Source organism: Variovorax humicola (assembly GCF_037889915.1).
Taxonomy (GTDB): domain Bacteria; phylum Pseudomonadota; class Gammaproteobacteria; order Burkholderiales; family Burkholderiaceae_C; genus Variovorax; species Variovorax humicola.
The window spans coordinates 1-17,696 of the sequence record NZ_JBBKZV010000066.1 but is presented as its reverse complement, the minus strand read 5'-3'; the positions used below and the strand labels follow the sequence as shown (position 1 = coordinate 17,696).

The 17,696-nt window shown below is 64.8% G+C and carries 17 protein-coding genes and 4 pseudogenes; 9 read left to right on the top strand and 12 right to left on the bottom strand.

Annotated features, from left to right (window positions below; all coding sequences use genetic code 11):
• The 8 genes and pseudogenes from WKW80_RS36300 to WKW80_RS36265 all read right to left on the bottom strand — a co-directional run.
• On the bottom strand, positions 1 to 1,597 hold a 1,597-nt coding region (locus WKW80_RS36300), incomplete at its 3' end, for a bifunctional metallophosphatase/5'-nucleotidase (protein WP_340368406.1).
• Positions 1,598 to 1,768: 171 nt separating this feature from the next.
• Positions 1,769 to 2,547 (bottom strand): annotated as a pseudogene (locus tag WKW80_RS36295) (sulfatase-like hydrolase/transferase); the annotation flags it as partial.
• A 249-nt stretch (positions 2,548 to 2,796) separates the two neighbouring features.
• A pseudogene (locus WKW80_RS36290) lies at positions 2,797 to 3,001 on the bottom strand (oxygen-independent coproporphyrinogen III oxidase); the annotation flags it as partial.
• A 51-nt stretch (positions 3,002 to 3,052) separates the two neighbouring features.
• The gene (locus tag WKW80_RS36285; RefSeq protein WP_422823051.1) at positions 3,053 to 3,211 is read right to left on the bottom strand and encodes a hypothetical protein; all 159 of its coding nucleotides are present in this window, start codon (positions 3,209 to 3,211) and stop codon (positions 3,053 to 3,055) included.
• A 366-nt stretch (positions 3,212 to 3,577) separates the two neighbouring features.
• A complete protein-coding gene (gene ppk2, locus WKW80_RS36280) occupies positions 3,578 to 4,459 on the bottom strand; it encodes a polyphosphate kinase 2 (RefSeq protein ID WP_340368405.1) in 882 nt (293 codons plus the stop codon).
• Between the two features lie 28 nt (positions 4,460 to 4,487).
• Entirely contained in the window at positions 4,488 to 5,567 is a 1,080-nt protein-coding gene (locus WKW80_RS36275) for a hypothetical protein (protein ID WP_340368404.1), read from the bottom strand.
• Positions 5,522 to 5,710 carry a hypothetical protein gene (locus WKW80_RS36270; protein WP_340368403.1) on the bottom strand — a complete coding sequence of 63 codons (189 nt, stop codon included), beginning with the start codon at positions 5,708 to 5,710 and terminating at the stop codon, positions 5,522 to 5,524. The genes WKW80_RS36275 and WKW80_RS36270 overlap by 46 nt, the downstream gene beginning before the upstream one ends.
• 59 nt (positions 5,711 to 5,769) lie before the next feature.
• Complete coding sequence (locus WKW80_RS36265; protein ID WP_340368402.1) at positions 5,770 to 6,369, bottom strand: hypothetical protein; 600 nt, start codon at positions 6,367 to 6,369, stop codon at positions 5,770 to 5,772.
• Between the two features lie 368 nt (positions 6,370 to 6,737).
• On the opposite strand from WKW80_RS36265, the gene hyfB reads away from it, so the two are divergent.
• Genes hyfB through WKW80_RS36235 form a run of 6 tightly spaced genes read left to right on the top strand, consistent with a single transcriptional unit; the run spans position 6,738 to position 13,955 of the window.
• Complete coding sequence (hyfB, locus tag WKW80_RS36260) at positions 6,738 to 8,792, top strand: hydrogenase 4 subunit B (protein ID WP_340368401.1); 2,055 nt, start codon at positions 6,738 to 6,740, stop codon at positions 8,790 to 8,792.
• A 7-nt stretch (positions 8,793 to 8,799) separates the two neighbouring features.
• A complete protein-coding gene (locus WKW80_RS36255) occupies positions 8,800 to 9,747 on the top strand; it encodes a respiratory chain complex I subunit 1 family protein (protein WP_340368400.1) in 948 nt (315 codons plus the stop codon).
• A gap of 1 nt (position 9,748) precedes the next feature.
• Positions 9,749 to 10,411, top strand: coding sequence for a formate hydrogenlyase (locus WKW80_RS36250; protein ID WP_340368399.1), 663 nt, complete (start codon positions 9,749 to 9,751; stop codon positions 10,409 to 10,411).
• 1 nt (position 10,412) lies between these two features.
• Positions 10,413 to 11,867: a hydrogenase 4 subunit F gene (locus WKW80_RS36245; RefSeq protein WP_340368398.1), complete on the top strand. Its 1,455-nt coding sequence runs from the start codon at positions 10,413 to 10,415 to the stop codon at positions 11,865 to 11,867.
• Positions 11,868 to 11,871: 4 nt separating this feature from the next.
• On the top strand, positions 11,872 to 13,422 hold the full coding sequence (locus WKW80_RS36240; RefSeq protein WP_340368397.1) for a hydrogenase large subunit: 1,551 nt from the start codon (positions 11,872 to 11,874) through the stop codon (positions 13,420 to 13,422).
• Positions 13,422 to 13,955, top strand: coding sequence for an NADH-quinone oxidoreductase subunit B family protein (locus WKW80_RS36235; protein WP_340368396.1), 534 nt, complete (start codon positions 13,422 to 13,424; stop codon positions 13,953 to 13,955). Before WKW80_RS36240 ends, WKW80_RS36235 begins: the two co-directional genes overlap by 1 nt.
• A 204-nt stretch (positions 13,956 to 14,159) precedes the next feature.
• On the opposite strand, the pseudogene WKW80_RS36230 reads toward WKW80_RS36235, so the two are convergent.
• Positions 14,160 to 14,291 (bottom strand): annotated as a pseudogene (locus WKW80_RS36230) (IS6 family transposase); the annotation flags it as partial.
• 15 nt (positions 14,292 to 14,306) lie between these two features.
• Here WKW80_RS36230 and WKW80_RS36225 point away from each other — a divergent pair.
• From WKW80_RS36225 to WKW80_RS36215, 3 genes and pseudogenes are all read left to right on the top strand, one after another.
• On the top strand, positions 14,307 to 14,966 hold the full coding sequence (locus WKW80_RS36225; protein ID WP_340368395.1) for a 3-oxoacid CoA-transferase subunit A: 660 nt from the start codon (positions 14,307 to 14,309) through the stop codon (positions 14,964 to 14,966).
• Complete coding sequence (locus tag WKW80_RS36220) at positions 14,959 to 15,612, top strand: 3-oxoacid CoA-transferase subunit B (RefSeq protein ID WP_340368394.1); 654 nt, start codon at positions 14,959 to 14,961, stop codon at positions 15,610 to 15,612. Before WKW80_RS36225 ends, WKW80_RS36220 begins: the two co-directional genes overlap by 8 nt.
• A 339-nt stretch (positions 15,613 to 15,951) precedes the next feature.
• Positions 15,952 to 16,294 (top strand): annotated as a pseudogene (locus WKW80_RS36215) (IS30 family transposase); the annotation flags it as partial.
• A 68-nt stretch (positions 16,295 to 16,362) separates the two neighbouring features.
• On the opposite strand, the gene WKW80_RS36210 reads toward WKW80_RS36215, so the two are convergent.
• The 3 genes from WKW80_RS36210 to WKW80_RS36200 all read right to left on the bottom strand — a co-directional run.
• Positions 16,363 to 17,145: a YeiH family protein gene (locus WKW80_RS36210; protein ID WP_340368393.1), complete on the bottom strand. Its 783-nt coding sequence runs from the start codon at positions 17,143 to 17,145 to the stop codon at positions 16,363 to 16,365.
• Between the two features lie 3 nt (positions 17,146 to 17,148).
• A complete protein-coding gene (locus WKW80_RS36205; RefSeq protein ID WP_340368392.1) occupies positions 17,149 to 17,373 on the bottom strand; it encodes a hypothetical protein in 225 nt (74 codons plus the stop codon).
• 7 nt (positions 17,374 to 17,380) lie between these two features.
• A partial coding sequence (locus WKW80_RS36200) for an AMP-binding enzyme (RefSeq protein WP_422823050.1) occupies positions 17,381 to 17,696 on the bottom strand: 316 nt, incomplete at its 5' end.

Here is a 17,696-nt window from a genome sequence, read left to right as displayed (position 1 = left end):
AGCTGCGCGCGTCCACCTTTCCCGGCGGCGCCAGCATGTAGGGCGACTCCGTGTCGCTGGGCAATTCGAGTGCATCGACCCTCGACGCCAGAGGCTCACCCTGGCGGTTCTGGGCCGTCAGGGCCAGCTTGCCCTTGGTGTATTTCGGTATCGCGGCAATGATGATCCCCAGCATCAACGGACAGCTCAGGCTGTACAGGGCCGGGTCCTGGCCACTGATGTTGATTTCGCGGTAGCCGCGCTCCAGGTCACCAAGTTCGATGGCGCTCACGACATCGAATGCAGGCCGCGACATGTCGTAGAAGAAGCGCATGCCGGACGCGCGCGGAAAGTATTCGCCGGGGTGGGTCGGGTTGTCGACCAGGAGGAATTCCAGCAAGTTCTTCAGTTCCACTCCGGTGAACCAACCGGTCACGAGCGTGCTGCCAGCCGTCGGGTCCAGCACGCCGGCGCCCAGCGGCGCCACAGCGAACACGTCGTAGACCGTCAGCACACCGGTCTTGCCTTGCAACAGGGGTGCGCGGATCATGCCGTTGGCGGTGAAGCCGATGTCGGCATTCGTGGCATTTCTGAAAGCGTCGGTGCACAGGTTGGCCAGCAAGGTGCTGGCGGAAATGTCGGTGAATGTATTGGGCAGGTCGCGCGGCGTGATCGCCAGTGGCTGGTCGATGCTGTAGCCACGCGACGCGAACACCGCCGCCGTGACCGCGCCCTTGAGCTTTTCGATCTGGCCGGCAATGGCGCGGTCGCCTGCGATGCTGTCGTCGATGGGGTAGAGCCGATAGGACACCACCTTCAACTGGTGGCCCTCGACGCTGATCACCAGCTCGCCGAGGTTCCTCCCTTCCAGGCCGGTTTGCACGACCGGCGTGCGGCCATCGACGATGATCGGTTCCTGCAACGCAGTGTGGCTGTGGCCGCCGATCACGATGTCGATGCCCGGCACTGCTTGCGGCAGCTGGATGTCTTCGCCATCGCTATACCGTCCGTCCTTGCCTTTCGCGACACCGCCGTGGCTGAGCGCGATGACGATGTCGACCTTCTCGGTTTCTCGCAGCAACTTCACCATCTCCTTGGCCGTGGCGACCGGGTCGGCGAAGGTCGCAGCCGCGCCGCTGGTGTAGATCTGGGCTTCCTTGCCGAGCAGGCCGAAAAGGCCGAAGCGAATGCCGCCGCGCTCGATCACCAGGTGGCGGCGGATCAGGCCTTCCTTCGCCAGGCGCTGCAGATCGGCCAGCGTGGGGTCGTCGCCCGCGAACTGGGTATTGGACGGCAACAGCGCCGGGATGCGGCCTGCCTTCGACGCCACGGTGATCGCCTGGCCCAGCCCGTCGGGCCCCAGATCGAACTCGTGGTTGCCGAAGGTCGTCGCGTCGTAGCCCATGCTTGCCATCAGTTGCAGCTCCCCGCCCACCTCGCGGCTGGCGGCGGCGAAGCCGGTGCCCATGCTGTAGTCGCCCGCATCGAGCGTCAGCACCGGGCCCAGGCTCTTGCGCGCCTCGCGCCGCGTGGCGATCAGGGCGCCCAGTCGGGAGTAGCCTCCGCGGGTGTTGTCGTCGTTGAGCGTGAATGGCGTGTAGTCCGACGACGGCCCCATGCCGATGAAGGCCGAATGCATGTCGTTGGTGTGCAGGATGGTGAATGTGTTCTTCATGGGCTTCCCCTGTGCAAGCGCAGGAATGGGGTGCAAGAGCATGAGCGTGCCGGCCGCAGCGGAGCCGGCAAGGAAATCGCGCCGGCGCGCGGCATGCGCCAACCGGGTCGAGCGCGTGTTCATCACGATGGTGTTGTTGTCCATCCCGAGTTCCTTCAGCTTGTCGAGCATCTCACCAACCTGGCGGTCATGCTCGGCCATGCCGTCCGCGTAAATGCCCAGGCCGGTCTTGCCGGCGACGCCGTCCTTCAGGTGAGTGAAGACGTGCATCTTGGTCGATTCCACCACACGAAGAAGGGATTGTCGGCCTTCCTGGCGCGCTCCAGGAAGTCGATCGCCTTGAGGTTGACCTCTTCGTCGATCGTCTCCATGCGCTTCTTCGTCAGTGGGCCGGTATCGATGATCTTGCCCCCGGCAAAGCTGTGAATGACGCCGCGCGGGCCGAAGTTCTTCCTGAAATCGGGAAAGGCCGCGGCCTTGGGGTAGTCCGGATGCTCGGGCTCTTCCTCGGCGTTCAGGTGGTACAGATTTCCAAAGAACTCGTCGAAGCCGTGGTTCGTGGGCAGCATCTCGTCACGATCACCGAGGTGATTCTTGCCGAACTGGCCGGTCCCCCGCAATCGTCGGATCGTCGATCCGCATGCCCTCGGGAGCGCCCGGCAGGCCCACCTTGGTGAGACCTGTGCGAATCGGTGATTGCCCGGTGATGATGGCGGCGCGGCCGGCCGTGCAGCTCTGCTGGCCCTACCAGTCGGTTAAGAGCGCGCCCCCCCGGGCGATTCGATCGATGTTGGGCGTCTTGTAGCCCATCATTCCCGGTTGTAGGCACTGACGTTGAAGACGCCGATGTCGTCGCCCCAGAGAATGAGGATGTTCGGTTTCTTGTGGGCCACGATGGGCTCCTCTTGATGGTTGTTGATTGTTCAGGAGATCGAAGTCACGGCACGCTCGCCGGCAACTGTGACCGTGCGCGGCAAGGTCTGGCGGCTGGACGAACGGCACGGTTTGCGCTGGATCAACACTCGCGCTTCGGGCGGATGAGTTCGGCTGAACAGTAGTTCGGCGACGTGCTCGGCCTAGCCACCCTTGATCTGCATCAAGCCGGCAGGCGCCGCGATGTCGCCATCCGGCTGCGTGCCCTAGCCCTGGAAGTTGCGGTGCAGCCGGCCCTGGCGCCTGGCCCACCGCCAGCGCGTCGAAGTGGTCCATGCCGATGTCGTCGTAGCCGGCTGCGGTCAGCGCCGCGATCGAGCGCGACAGCATCTGCAGCTTGTCGGCGGCCTCCGGCAACTGCTCAACGTGGATGCGCCGCTGCGCCTTGAAGCGGTCGGGCAAATGCGCGTAGGATCGCGGTGTAGGTAGGGGTGAGCCAGCGCATCGTAGCCACGCCAGCGAAACCTATAGTTCTGTTTCGCTCATCGTGCCCTTCAGGCCGAGTAGCAGACGATCGTTGAACAGCGACGGGTGGTACACACCGTCTGCGTCACCGATGAGCGTGTCGGTCGTCGCACACAGGTCCGGCAGGCGATACCAGTCGGCGTTGTTTCCCTTGTCCAACGAATCAGGCGTTCGACGTAGGCCGCGACGAAGCCTCTAGAGCAATGGTTACGCGACTTGGAGCGGATTGAGCAGGCCGCAGCGCGGATTCGCGCCCCAGCATGGTCCGCCAGGCTGTGATGGCAAGCGCACGAGCCTGACGATACCGGTAACGCCGAGATGACCTCAGAGCGCACGTTGGGCGAGAGCCGGACGCGCGATCGGCCTGTGGATGTACTCATGGAGCGCGTGCAGCGCGACCGCACCGAATGTCATCCCTTGCTGCCTGCAGCACACCCCCGTCGTCCGGGAGTATTTCGCGCAGGGTCAGGTGCCGGCCATCGTGCAGTGCAACCGCGCCGGAAACATCAATTCAGTTCCCTTGACCTAGTAGATCTCGGGAACGATCTTGAGCGGCAGCTTCAGTTCCTCGTAGTCGCCGCGTGCCTGCCGCTTCGGCAGCTTGACCTTCGGGCGCGGCAGCTTCTCGTAGTGAATCTGCCCGAGCAGGTGCTTAATCAGGTTCAAGCGTGCGCGTTTCTTGTCGTCAGAGTGCACGACAAACCATGGTGATGTCGGCAGATCGGTCGCCTGGAACATCTCGTCGCGAGCGCGCGAATAGTCGAACCACCGGCTGTAGGACTTGAGATCCATCGCCGTGAGCTTCCACACCTTACGACCATCGTCGATGCGCGCCTCGAGCCGGCGGGTCTGCTCCTCGGGGCTCACCTCGAGCCAGTATTTGAGCAAGATCACGCCCGACTGGATGATGGCCTGCTCCACCAGCGGCGTTACCCTAAGGAAACCCCTGAGCTGCTTCTCCGTGCAGAAGCCCATGACGCGCTCCACGCCGGCGCGGTTATACCAGCTGCGATCGAAGATCACGACCTCGCCTGCTGCAGGCAAGTGCGGGATATAGCGCTGCAGGTACATCTGGCTCAGCTGCCGGTCGGTTGGAGCCGGCAACGCCACCACGCGAAAGATCCGCGGGCTCACGCGCTCGGTGATCGCCTTGATCGTGCCGCCCTTTCCCGCGCCATCGCGCCCCTCGAAGATGATGCAGACCTTTAGGCCCATTTTCTGCACCCACTCCTGAAGTCGAACCAGTTCGACGTGGAGTTCCTTGAGGGCCGAGAGGTATTGCTTGTTCGACAGCGATTTCTTGCGGGCCGGCTTGGCCTCCTTGTCGCCAACTTCCTGTGCGGACACCTGCTCGTCCGGTTCGATTGACGGGTGCGCTTGGCCGTGACCCCTTTTGCTTCTTTCCATGATGCTCTCCGGTTGGTTGATCTGCCTCTCAACTCGGCAGCCTTGCCGCTTCGTCGAGCAAGTTCGCAGGCTTTGGCACGTCGAACCGAGACACCCGCACCAGCGCGATGGCACGTTCCCGCGGTGGATCGCCTGAAACACGGACGATCTCCAGGTCGAGCAAGTGGGCGTCTTCCGCGGCCTCGTCGCTGAGGACGACATTCATGCGGCTCAATCGCACCTGCTTCGGTGAGATGTGGATTCGCTTGTCCGGATCCGAGAAGACCTCGCATACGCATTCGAGCTCGCGATCGAACACCTCCGAGAATGAGCCCAGGCGCCTCAGCTCGTAGTCGTTCTCATCCATCTGCTGGCGCAGTCGCGCCGCTTCGGCGGCATTGGGCTGCGTGTTGCCGCCCGTCAACGAGCGCATGCCCATGCCCTGACGCTCCAGTATCCGGAGTCGCGTGGACAGTAGCGCACGCTCGCGCCCGAGTTCATCACGTCGGGAGCCGTCCGCCGCGATCTGGGCGAGCGCCTCGACCGCCAATTGGTCGACCATTCGTCCAGCGATCTCTTCCCTCAGGGCCGATACCGAGGACCCGCAGATCCGGATCTGCTGATCGCTGAAACTCAGCGTCGTCTGCGGGACGTCCGATCGCGTGATGCCGCCTTCCTGGGAGGCGCCCAGGGTGCGGTGCTCGGTCATTTCCATCCCGAGCACCGCGTAGGCTTCGTTCAGGCCCGGCGCCCGCTCGAAAAAGTCGGCGAGGTCCCTGGACCACGCGAATGTGGCAGCCACATCGCTTGCGGTGGCGAAGAATGCGCGGATGTACGGGTCGGTCGCCCAGCTTTGCGGGCTTGCCGCGCGCGGCGGCGGAAATGCGGCGACAAGGTCGCGGAGATAGACGAGCGACTTCGCCAGCGTCGAGCGCAATCGCCCGTCGTATTCGTGCGCGTGACGCAAGCGCGGATTCACGCCGATCACGCGTGTCACCATGCGGTCGGTTTCATCATCGCAATGCGCGTCCGCGACCTTCTTGATGCCGAACAGCCTGTTGAAGATTTGCACGGTGTTTTCCTTCAGCCGGAATTCCCGATGATCGGGACCACGCAGATGATGAACCACGCGAGAAAGGTAGCCACCTTGCCCTCGACGCCCGCCGAATGTTCCGCCGCATGCGCGCCGAGTGCAGCAAGCAGGCTGGCCGCGACGAAGGCGACACGCGGGAGCCCCGCGCTTGCGCTTCGCATCGTTCCTGGTGGTCGCATTCGAAGCTCCTTGGCTTGCGGGCGGTTCATCAATCCAGAGGTCCGGACGCGTCGCGCGCCTACGGTCTGGCACGCGCCGCCGGCTCGACCGAAAGCGCCACCGCCTCGGTGTAGACGGCGTGAATCTGGTCGCCCACCTTGATCTGCTTCAGTTGTTCGGGATCGCGCACCTTCAGGTCGACCTTCTGTTGCGGCCCGCGCAGCGTGATCGTCCTGGTTCTCCGGTTGACAGCGACCACGTCGGCGGTGACCTCGACCTTCTGGCCGACCGCACCTGCCGGCCGCTTGCCCTTGCGCGACCTCTCACCGCCCACGCTTTCGGTCTTGCCGCGCAGTTCCTTGCCGTCTTTCATCAAGGTCAGCGTCAGCGCCTGGGCGTAGCGCACCACGACCCTGTCGCCGACCTTGACCTGCTTGAGGTTGCGCACGTCGGGGCCAAGCTCCAGGGATTGCACCTTCCCGTGGGATCCCTTGATCGACACACGGCGCTTCTGCAGGTCGACCGACTCGACCGTCCCCGTAACCTTGACGGCTTCGGTGATGGTCGCCTTGCCAGGCTCCGAGGAAACGACGACCGCAGGAAGCTCGTCCTTCGACATTGCCGGCAGCGCGAGCGCGCAGAGTGCAACCGCGACGACGAAGACTGACCGTTTCTTCATGGAGAGGCCTTCAAACTGCCCAATGGGGGCCGTGGCCTCCACTTTGACCGGCGCGGACCGCCGCGGACTTGATGCAGATCAACGCGCCGGTCATGCGTCTGCACGATGCTCCTTATCTGCCTGCGTGGGTCTCGCGGCACGAACGAACTGGCATACCGCGCGCCAGTTCCATCGGGCACCGTCGCAAGCGCTCTTTCATCCGGAGAAGAAGCGGTCGACCTCATCGTTGCTCTGGTTGCTCTTGCGGGCGTCCTGCTTCGCTGTCGCCGTTACGCCTGACAACCGGTTCAAGGCGCAAGGCCGCACGACTTGATCCCGCGCAAGGTCCGGGCGTGGCGGGGCCCTATATTGCGACGTGCTGAGGGTGTATGGAATTCCAATTTGCGCGCCTGACTCCGGTCATTGCTCCGCCACCTATCGCGCAATGGCTTCATCTGGACTGGATACTCGTCGTTGCGATGGCTTGGTTGTGCGTGGGCGCGGCCGGAATCTTCGCCCTGCATCGGTTCAGGCTGGTATCGCAGGTGCTCTTCCCGATCGGGGCAGGGCTTGGCCTGGCGCTCTTCGGCGTGGCCCTGGGCGCGCTGCGTGGTCCCGCCGAGGCCGCGGTGCTGCCGATCGGGCTGCCGGCGTTGCCGTTCCATCTCCGCCTGGACAGCCTGTCGGCCTATTTCCTGATGGTGATCGGGGCCGCGTCAGTGGGCATCTCCACCTTTGCGGCCGGCTACTTCCGCAAGGGCGAGGGGACGCCGCCCGGCCTGCTGTGCCTGGAGTACCACGTCTTCCTGGTCAGCATGGTGGGCGTGGTCCTTGCCGATGACGCATACGCGTTCATGGTGATGTGGGAAACGATGGCGCTGTCGTCATTCTTTCTGGTGACCGCGAACCACCGAATGCCAGAGGTGCGCAGCGCCGGCTATCTATACATCACGATGGCGAGGATCGGCGCGATCGCGGTGCTGCTGTGCTTCGGTGTGCTTCAAGCCAACACGGGCGACTACACCTTCGCCAACATGCGCGCGCAGGAACTGTCGCCGTTCTGGGCCTCGGCCGGCTTCCTTCTCGCGCTGCTGGGCTTCGGCGCCAAGGCCGGCGTCCTGCCGCTGCATGTGTGGCTGCCCGAGGCCCATCCCGCCGCGCCCTCCCCGGTCTCGGCCATGATGAGCGGCGTCATGCTCAACACGGCCGTCTATGGCCTGTTGCGCGTGTCCTTCGACCTGCTGCACTCGCGCCTGTGGTGGTGGGGCGGGCTGCTGCTCGCGGTCGGCTTGGCGACGGCCCTGTTCGGGGTGATCTTCGCAGCGGTGCAGACCGACATGAAGCGGCTGCTGGCCTACTCGTCGATCGAGAACATGGGCCTGCTCTTCGTCGGCATGGGCCTGACCCTGATTTTCTCGGCCTATGGGATGAAGCCCATGGCCGCACTGGCGCTGACCGCGACCCTCTACCATGTCGCAAGCCACGCGGTCTTCAAGAGCCTGCTTTTCCTCGGCACCGGTAGCGTGCTGCATGCCACGTCCGAGCGCAACCTCGGCAAGCTGGGGGGCCTGATCCGCACCATGCCTTGGGTCGCCTGGCTCACGCTGCTGGGCGTGCTCACCAGCGCCGGGCTCCCGCCGCTGGGCGGCTTCGTCTCCGAATGGCTGCTGCTGCAGAGCTTCCTCTTCACGCCGGGGCTGCCGGTGCCGTTGCTGACCATGCTCATCCCGGTCGTCGCCGCCATCATCGCCCTGGTGGCGGCGCTGGCGGGCTACACGATGGTCAAGTTCTTCGGCGTCATCTTCCTGGGCCAGCCACGCGAGGAGAAGCTAGCCCACGCGCACGACGCCGGCCGCCTGGAGCGCGCGGGCATGGCCTGGCTGGCGCTCGGTTGCATCGCGCTCGGGCTGCTGCCGACGCAGTTTATCCAGCTGATCGACCCTGTCACGCAACAGCTGGTCGCGTCGGGCCTGGGCGCCAGGGTGGCGGCCAGCGGCTGGCTGCTGGCACCCACCAGCCTGCAGCAAGCCAGCTATGGCCCGGTGATCTTCCTGCTCGGCATTCTCGGAAGCTTCGGTCTCGCCTGGCTGCTCGTGCGCAGGCTCTACCACGGCCGCATGCGCCGTGGCCCGGCCTGGGCCTGCGGCTATTCGTGGGGCACGGCGCGCATGCAGGACACGGCCGAGGGCTTCGGCCAGCCGATCCGCCAGATCTTCGAGCCTTTCTTCCTGATGCGGCGCGAGTTGCCCACGCCCTTCGACGTGACGCCACGCTACCGCGTCACGGTGGAGGACCACTTCTGGCGCTGGCTCTATGTGCCCGTCGTCGACCTGACGGCCTACCTCGCGCGGTTGATCGGCATGATGCAGCAGGGCCGGATCTCGGTGTACCTGCTCTACAGCTTCCTGACGCTCGTGGCGACGCTGGTCGTGGTGATGCAATGAGGCTGAAATGACCTTCGCAGGCTTCATCTCGCAGTTGCTGGAGATCGTCATTGCGGTCGGGCTGGCGCCGCTCTTGACCGGCTGGGTCAACCAGTGTCGCGCGTGGCTGCAGAACAAGTCCGCACCCAGCCTCTGGCAGCCCTACCGGATGCTCCACAAGCTGTTCCACAAGGAGTCGATGGTGGCCGACCACGCGTCGCGCCTGTTTCGCATCGCGCCCTATGTGATGTTCGGCTGCATGGTGCTGGCTTGCGCCATCATCCCCACGCTGTCGACCGATCTGCCCCTGGCGCCGGCGGCCGATGCGATCGCGCTGGTCGGCCTGTTCGCCCTGGCGCGGGTGTTCATCTCGCTGGCCGCCATGGACATCGGCACCGCCTTCGGCACCATGGGCGCGCGGCGCGAGATGCTGTTCGGATTCCTTGCGGAGCCGGCCCTCCTGATGGTCCTGTTCTCGGCCTCGCTGATCTCCCAGTCGACCTCGCTCGCCACCATCGTCGAGACGCTGGCGCATCGCGAACTGGCAATCTATCCCGGCCTGCCCTTTGCCGGCGTTGCATTCACGATGGTGTCGCTGGCCGAGAACGCGCGCGTGCCGGTCGACAACCCTGCCACGCACCTCGAACTGACGATGATCCACGAGGCACTCATCCTCGAATACTCGGGCCGCCACCTGGCACTGATCGAATGGGCGGCCAGCCTGAAGCTGTTCGCCTATTCGTGCATCGGCGTGGCCCTGTTCTTCCCCTGGGGCGTGGCCGAGGCGCAGGCGCCGATGGCGATGCTGCTGGCGCTGCCGGTGCTGGTGGCCAAGCTCGCGGTGGGCGGCTTCCTGCTGGCGATGCTGGAGACGGCGAGCACCAAGATGCGCATCTTCCGCGTGCCTGAGTTCCTGGCCACCGCCTTCCTGCTGGCCGTGATCGGCATGCTGGTGCACCTGCTGCTCAACCATTGACATGAACGGCAGCCTCCTCACCCAGTTCGTCAACCTGCTCGGCGCGGTGTTGCTGATGCTCGCCTTCGCGATGATCGCGCAGCGGCGCATTCTCACGCTGATCCACCTGTTCACGATGCAGGGCGCGACACTGGCGCTCGCGACTGCCGTGGTCGGCTATGCGACCCACCAGTACCACCTGTACCTGTCGGCCGGACTGACCCTGGTGCTCAAGGTGCTGTTGATCCCTTACCTGCTGCATCGGGTCATCGACCGTCTCGAGATTCGTTGGGACGTCGAGACGCTGATCAACATCCCCACGACGATGCTGATCGGCATCGGGGTCGTGATCTTCGCCTTCAACCTGGCGATACCGATCTCGCAGCTGTCGTCGGCCTTGGCCAGCGGCACGCTGGGCATCGCGCTGGCCTGCGTGCTGCTGTCCTTCCTGATGATGATCACGCGCGCGAAGGCGGTTCCGCAGGTGATCGGATTCCTCGCCATGGAGAACGGCTTGTTCTTTGCCGCCACCTCGGCCACCTACGGCATGCCGATGGTGGTCGAGTTCGGCATCGCGCTGGACGTGCTGATCGGCGTGCTGATCCTGGGCGTGTTCATGTTCCAGATTCGAGAGCAGTTCGACAGCCTCGACATCCGCAACCTCGAAAAGCTGAAGGAAGACTGAGTTGATCGCCCTCGCCTTCCTCCTCGCAACCCCGCTGGCCGGTGGGCTGGTGCTGGCACTGGTCGGCCATCGCGACAACGCGCGCGACGTCAACGTCGCCTTCAGCCTGGGCACCTTCGCTGCTGCCTGCGCGCTCACCGCGCAGGTCGTCGCGGGCGGGCCGATGCTGCTGTGGGGGCGCGAGTTCTACATCGACGCGCTGAACGTCTTCCTCGTGGCGCTGACGGCGTTCGTCGGCCTGACCACCTCCATCTTCTCGCGGCCCTACATGCGCGTGGAGCGCGACCACGGCAAGATGACGCCGCCGCGCCTGCGGCTGTACCACAGCATGTACCAGTTGTTCAGCTTCACGATGCTGCTGGCGCTGACGACCAACAACATGGGCATCGTCTGGGTCGCGATGGAGGCCGCGACACTGACCACCGTGCTGCTGGTCAGCGTCTACCGCACCGCGGCCAGCCTCGAAGCTGCGTGGAAGTACTTCATCCTGTGCGGCGTGGGCATCGCGCAAGCCTTGTTCGGAACGGTGCTGCTGTACATGGCCGCCGCGAAGGTGATCGGCCCTGAAGGCGGCGCGCTGCTCTGGACCAACCTCGATGCAGCGAAGGCCCAGCTCGACCCGCACATCATCACGCTGGCGTTCGCGTTCCTGTTCATCGGCTACGGCACCAAGGTCGGCCTGGTGCCCGTCCACAACTGGCTGCCGGACGCGCATGCCGAGGGTCCGACGCCGGTGTCGGCCGTGCTGTCGGGCCTGCTGCTGAATGTCGCGCTCTACGCGATCCTGCGCTGCAAGGTGCTGACCGACGGCGCGCTGCAAAGCCCCTTGGCCGGCCGCCTGATGATGGGATTCGGGCTGCTTTCGGTGGTGGCGGCCGTGTTCTTCCTGATCCGGCAGAAGGACGTGAAGCGCATGTTCGCCTACTCGTCGATCGAGCACATGGGGATGATGACCTTCGCTTTCGGCATGGGCGGCCCGATCGCCAACTACGCCGGCCTGCTGCACATGACGGTGCATTCGCTGATCAAGTCCGCGATCTTCTTTGCCGTGGGGCATGCCACGCAGAAGGCCGGCACCCAGGTCATGGAAAACATTCGCGGGCTCATCACGGTCAGTCCGACCGTGGCGTGGGGCCTGATGCTCGGGTCGCTGGCCATCCTGGGCATGCCGCCGTTCGGCGTCTTCGCCAGTGAGTTCCTGATCGTCACGACTGCGATGCGTGCGCAGCCCTGGGCCACCCCGTTCCTGCTGATTGCGCTGGGCCTGGCGTTTGCCTCGGTCTTCAGCCGGGTCCAGCCGATGGTGTTCGGCGAGACCAATGTCAAGCCCTTGGCACATCCGCCGGCGCTGATACCGGTGTTCGTGCATCTGGCGCTGGGCCTGATGCTCGGCCTCTACGTCCCGCCCTACCTCAACACCTGGTACGTACAGGCGGCAGCCATGCTGGGGAACTGACCAGATGACGCTGGCGGACCTCGAACTCGATCTGTGGCGCCTGCTCGCGCCGATGCCGGCCTGGCATGGGCGGGTAGACGGCGACACCTGGAGCGCCGCGGCACGCAGCATCGCGGACGCCGGCGGCCGGCTGGTCGCGGTCTGGGGCGTTGACCGCCGCGCGTGCGGCGCCGCCATGGCGACGTGCGCGGCCTATGCCGTCCCCGAGGGGTTGCTCTGGCTCGACCTGAAGCTGGACGACGCCGCGCAGGGGTTTCCTGACCTCGCTGTCGCGTTTCCGTGTGCGGGGCGCATGCAGCGCGCCATGGCCGATATGTCGGGCATCCGCGCCGAAGGCAGTGGAGACCATCGCCCCTGGCTCGACCATGGGCTGTGGCCGGGCGCAACCCCACCGCTGCGGCATGATCGCCAGTCCGAAGTTGCCGCCGAAGGCAAGCTCCCTGCCGACTACCCGTTCGTGCGCGTCGAGGGCGACGGGGTGCACGAGATCGCCGTCGGGCCGGTGCATGCCGGCATCATCGAACCCGGCCACTTTCGCTTCTCCGTGGTGGGCGAGAAGGTGCTGCGGCTCGAACAGCACCTCGGCTACACGCACAAGGGCATCGAGCGCCGCTTCACGGAACTGAACCCGCTCGAGGCCCACCGGCTTGCGGGACGCGTCTGCGGCGACACGGCGGTCGCTTTCGCCTGGGCCTACTGCATGGCACTCGAATCGGCCTGGGAGTTCGAGATTCCGGAACGCGCCGCCTGGCTGCGTGCCCTGATGCTGGAGCGCGAGCGCGTGGCCAACCACCTGGGCGACCTCGGTGCGCTGGGCAACGATGCGGCCTTGGCCTTCGGCCTGGCGCAGTTCTCGCGCCTGCGCGAAGACTGGTTGCGCCTGTCGAAAGAGATGACAGGCCACCGCCTGATGATGGACGCCGTCGTACCGGGCGGCGTGGGGATCGATCTGGCACCGGCCCTGCGGGATCGCCTGCGCCGACAGTGCGACGCGATCGAGAAGGAGGTGCGCGCCTTGCGGCGCGTGTACGACGAACATGCGGGGCTGCAGGATCGCTTCGTCGGCACCGGCCGGGTGACACCCCAACTGGCAGCGCAACTCGGCCTCACGGGGCTTGCGGGACGCGCCAGCGGGCAATCGGCCGATCTGCGCAGCGATTTTCCTTCGCCGCCCCATGATCGACTCAAGGTGGCCATCGCGACGCACAACGACGGCGATGTCGCAGCACGTGTGGCAGTGCGCTTTGAGGAGACCTTCGAGTCCTTGCGGCTCATTCGCGCCATCTGCGCCGGCCTGCCGGACGGCACGGCCCGCACCTCGTTGCGGCCGCCGGCCTCGGCGACGCTGGGTGCCGGCTGGGTCGAAGGCTGGCGGGGCGAGATTTTCGTCGCCCTGGAGATCGGCGCCGATGGCCGCATCGTGCGATGCCATTGCCACGATCCGTCCTGGCAGAACTGGCCGGTGCTCGAACACGCCGTCATCGGCAACATCGTTCCGGACTTTCCGCTGATCAACAAGTCCTTCAACCTGAGTTACTCGGGGCACGACCTCTGATGTGGCACATCCTCCGACAGATCGTTCGCACGGGCATCGTCACCGAGCCGGCGCCTCAGGTCGACGCAGCCGAACGCGCCGCGGTCGATCGCCTCCAGCACGAGATCCTCGTCATCCTCGGCAAGGCCCTGACGATCCGCGAAGTCGATGCCGGCTCGTGCAACGGCTGCGAGCTCGAGATCCACGCGCTCAACAATCCCTACTACAACATCGAGGGACTTGGCATCAAGTTCGTCGCCAGTCCGCGCCACGCCGACATGCTGCTGGTCACCGGGCCGGTGTCGCGCAACATGGAGGAAGCTTTGCGGCGAACCTACGACGCCACGCCGGAACCCAAGCTGGTGGTCGCTGTCGGCGACTGCGGCTGCACCGGTGGCATCTTCGGCGAGAGCTATGCCAGTTGCGGCAAAGTGGCGAACGTGATCCCCGTCGATGTGGCGGTGCCCGGTTGTCCTCCACCGCCGATGGACATCCTGCGTGGAATTCTCAGTGCCGTTCAACGTCGCGCGCGGGCGGGCAAGCGTCAGTCCTGAACAATGCGCAGCGCCCGCAAAGTCCGGCAAGGTGCCGTCTCGTCGGTGCTGAGCAAGCAACATGAGGATGGACCACAGCATCGCCGACACCGCGGCATGCTCTTCCCGGACGATATGCAACTCGCGCCATGTCCCCTTGCGCCAGATCAGGTTTCTGTCGCAGTACGACGCACAGCGCAATGAAGCCAGGCTTTCGCCTGCCGCTCAGAAAGCCAGCGAATAGAACTTCGATGCTGCGGGCGAGACTTGGCCCTCAACGTCGTCAAGCTGACCCTTCGTGATGATGTGCATCAACTCAATGCCGGCAATGAGAATGCGCGCGCAGCGAAAGGCCTTATCCTGTCGATCACTATGAAGACTATCCAGCCAAGCGACGCCGCGGCCTTGATCCCGGATGGTGCGGTCATCATGATTGGTGGCTTCATGGGTGCCGGAACGCCGCCACGTGTCATCGACGAGTTGATAAGCCAAGGCCGGCGTGACCTCACGGTCATTGCCAACGACACGGCCCGTCCGGGCGTCGGAATCGGCAAGCTGATCGGCTTGAAGCGCGTTCGGCGATTGATCACGAGCCACATTGGCACCAATCCAGAAACTCAGCGGCAGATGCTGGCTGGCGAGATCGAAGTCGAACTCGTACCCCAAGGGACACTGATCGAACGCATCCGCGCCGGTGGGTACGGCTTGGGGGGTGTTCTAACGCAGACAGGTGTGGGTACGCTTGCCGCGCATGGCAAACGGGAGATCGAGATCGATGGTTGCACCTTTCTGCTGGAGCGACCGCTCAAGGCTGATTTTGCGCTGATCAATGCCAAGCGAGCGGACTACTTCGGCAACCTGGAGTACGCGCTGACCTCGCGCAATTTCAATCCCGTTTTGGCCATGGCAGCGACTACCGTCATCGCGGAAGCCGACGACGTAGTGCCGGTGGGGGTGATACCGCCGGATGCCGTCGTCACGCCGCACGTGCTGATCGACTACCTGATCGGGAAGGATCGCAATGATGGATGAGAAGGAAATCATCGCGCGTCGCGTAGCGCAAGAACTGCGCGATGGGCAGCTCGTGAATCTAGGCATTGGTTTGCCGACGCAGGTCGCCCACTATTTGCCACAAGGCGTAAATGTGTACTTCCAGTCGGAGAACGGGCTGGTCGGTATGCAGCCACTGCCCGAGGTGGGCTTTGCATGGGCAGACTTGACGGATGCGGGGGGACGACCGGTCGGAGCCGGACCGGGGGCGTGTGCGATCGATTCGGCAATGTCTTTCGGATTGATCCGAGGCGGCCACCTGGACGTTACCGTGCTCGGCGGCTTGCAGGTCGACGAAGCCGGGCAACTGGCCAACTGGATGGTGCCGGGGCGGATGATCCCCGGCATGGGAGGCGCAATGGACCTTGTGACGGGGGCCAAGCGCGTCATTGTCGCGATGACGCATTCGGCCAAAGGTGAATCCAAAATTGTCGGGAGCTGCTCTCTGCCTTTGACGTCGGTGCGTCGTGTGGACCTCGTGGTCACGGAGCTTGCTGTGATCGAGCCCACGGCAGAGGGTCTGGTGTTGCGCGAGACTTCCCCTGGTGTGACGGTTGAACAAGTGCTCAAAGCCACAGCCGCGCGACTTATCGTGTCTGATGTGGTGGTCGCCAGATCCTTCGGCTAGGTTCCCAACGACCTCTGCGCACTCGACGGCGGAGCGATAGCGGGCAGGTCGTTGCGCGCTGAGCAGGCAACATTGCAACCGGATGCCTTAAATCTGGGTCCTTCAGGGTTTGGAGTGGGTCGCCTGGGGAAATTCGAGCGGCCGCAACCGACATGAAACTGCCCAATCGCACCTTCGTGAATTCCCTCGATTCCTCGGAAAGCGAGCGCTGGTGCGGGTTTCCGGCCTGGCGGGCCTTTGTGCCTCCAGGCGACCGGAACTGCCGCGGCTTTTTGACCCACTGGAAAGTCCGAAGGTGGACCTAAATCTGAAGTGGTGCGCCGGTCTCCCGGCGCACCCAAGCTGAATTTGATTGCCGAGCCAACGCGCCAGAGGTTGGCCTACGACCAGGGCAAGGAGATGTCGCGTCCGGCGGACATGAGGGAACAGACGGGGGTGAAGGTGTACTTCTGTGACCCGCACAGCCCCCTTGGCAACACGGCACCTGCGAGAATACCAACGGCCTGCTTCGCCATTACATGCCCAAGGGACAGCCTGAGCTTGTTCAGTCAGGACGAGCTCGATGCAATCGCCAACAGCATGAACAACCGGCCTCGTGCCACGCATGCGTGGCACACGCCTTCTGGAGGTGTTCGCAAGAACACTGGCATCCTCCCATCAGCCGCCCGCGTCAATTCAATAACTCAACCTGTTGCGCTTCAGACTTGAAACCGCCCTTCTACCCTCTATATCGTTGAACGCGGGTCAGTATCAGGAAGCCCAGCGCAACAGCGCGAGCGCCAACGCCGCCAGAAATACGGTCTCGCCGACCATGAACAACACGGGCTTGAGCCCGACGGTGGCCAGTTCGCGCAACTGGGTCTTCATGCCGATGCCGGCGATCGCCGCGACAAGGCACCAGCGCGAGAAATCGCTACCCGCCGTGGCGACGAGCTCTGGCAGCCAGCCGGTGCTGTTGATCGCCACCAGCGCGGCGAAGGCCACTGCAAACCACGGCAGCAGCGGCGGGCGCGGACCGCCGGCGCCCTTGCCCAGGGCGCGCGTGCACATCACGGCAAACAGGATCACCGGCAGCAGCATCGCCACGCGCATGAGCTTGACGACCGTGGCGATGTCCCCGACGTCCTTGGACATGCCGTAGCCAGCGCCGACCACCTGTGCCACATCGTGGATCGTGGCGCCCAGAAAGATGCCGGATCCGTGCTCGGAAAGCCCGAGGGCGCGCGCGATCATCGGGTAGACGATCATGGCGGTCGTCGACAGAACCGACACGCCCACCACCGTGAACAGCGTCGCGCGCTCCTTCAGTGGGTGCGCCGGCAGCGCCGCCGCCAACGCCAGCGCCGCAGAGGCGCCGCAGATGGCGGTGGCCCCGCCGCTGAGCAGGCCGAACAGCGTGTTGAAGCCCAAAAGCCGTGCGACGATCATCGACACGCCGATGGTCAGCACCATCGACACGATCACCAGCAGCACCGGATGCCAGCCCAGCGCGGCGACCTGTCCCACCGTGATGCGCAGCCCCAGCAGCGCCACGCCTCAGCGCAGCACCTGTCGCGCGGTGAACTCGATGCCCGGCTTGCACGGGCCTTCCGCCGACAGGAAGTTCATCGCCATCCCCACGATGAGCGCGAACAGCATCACCGGCGCGCCGTAGTGCTGAGAAAGGAAAGTCGAGGCCGCAGCGACCACGACGCATGCGAGAACGCCCGGAAAGAGCGTTCGGCTGCGCGCCGGCCAGGCGGTGAGCGAGAGGGGCGACATGAGCGCCTCAGGCCGCGGCCAGCAGGTGGTCCTGCCAGGCGGCTCGCAGAATGTTCTTCTGCACCTTGCCCGTGGCACCGAGCGGAATGCTGTCGACGAAGACCACGTCGTCGGGTGTCCACCACTTGGCGATCTTGCCATCGAAGAAGTCGAGCAACTCGTCGCGCTCGAGCGCCTGGCCCGGCTTCCTCACCACCACCAGCAGCGGGCGCTCGTCCCACTTCGCATGGCGCGCGGCGATGCAGGCCGCCATCGCCACGGCCGGGTGGGCCATCGCGATGTTCTCGAGGTCGATCGAGCCGATCCACTCGCCGCCGGACTTG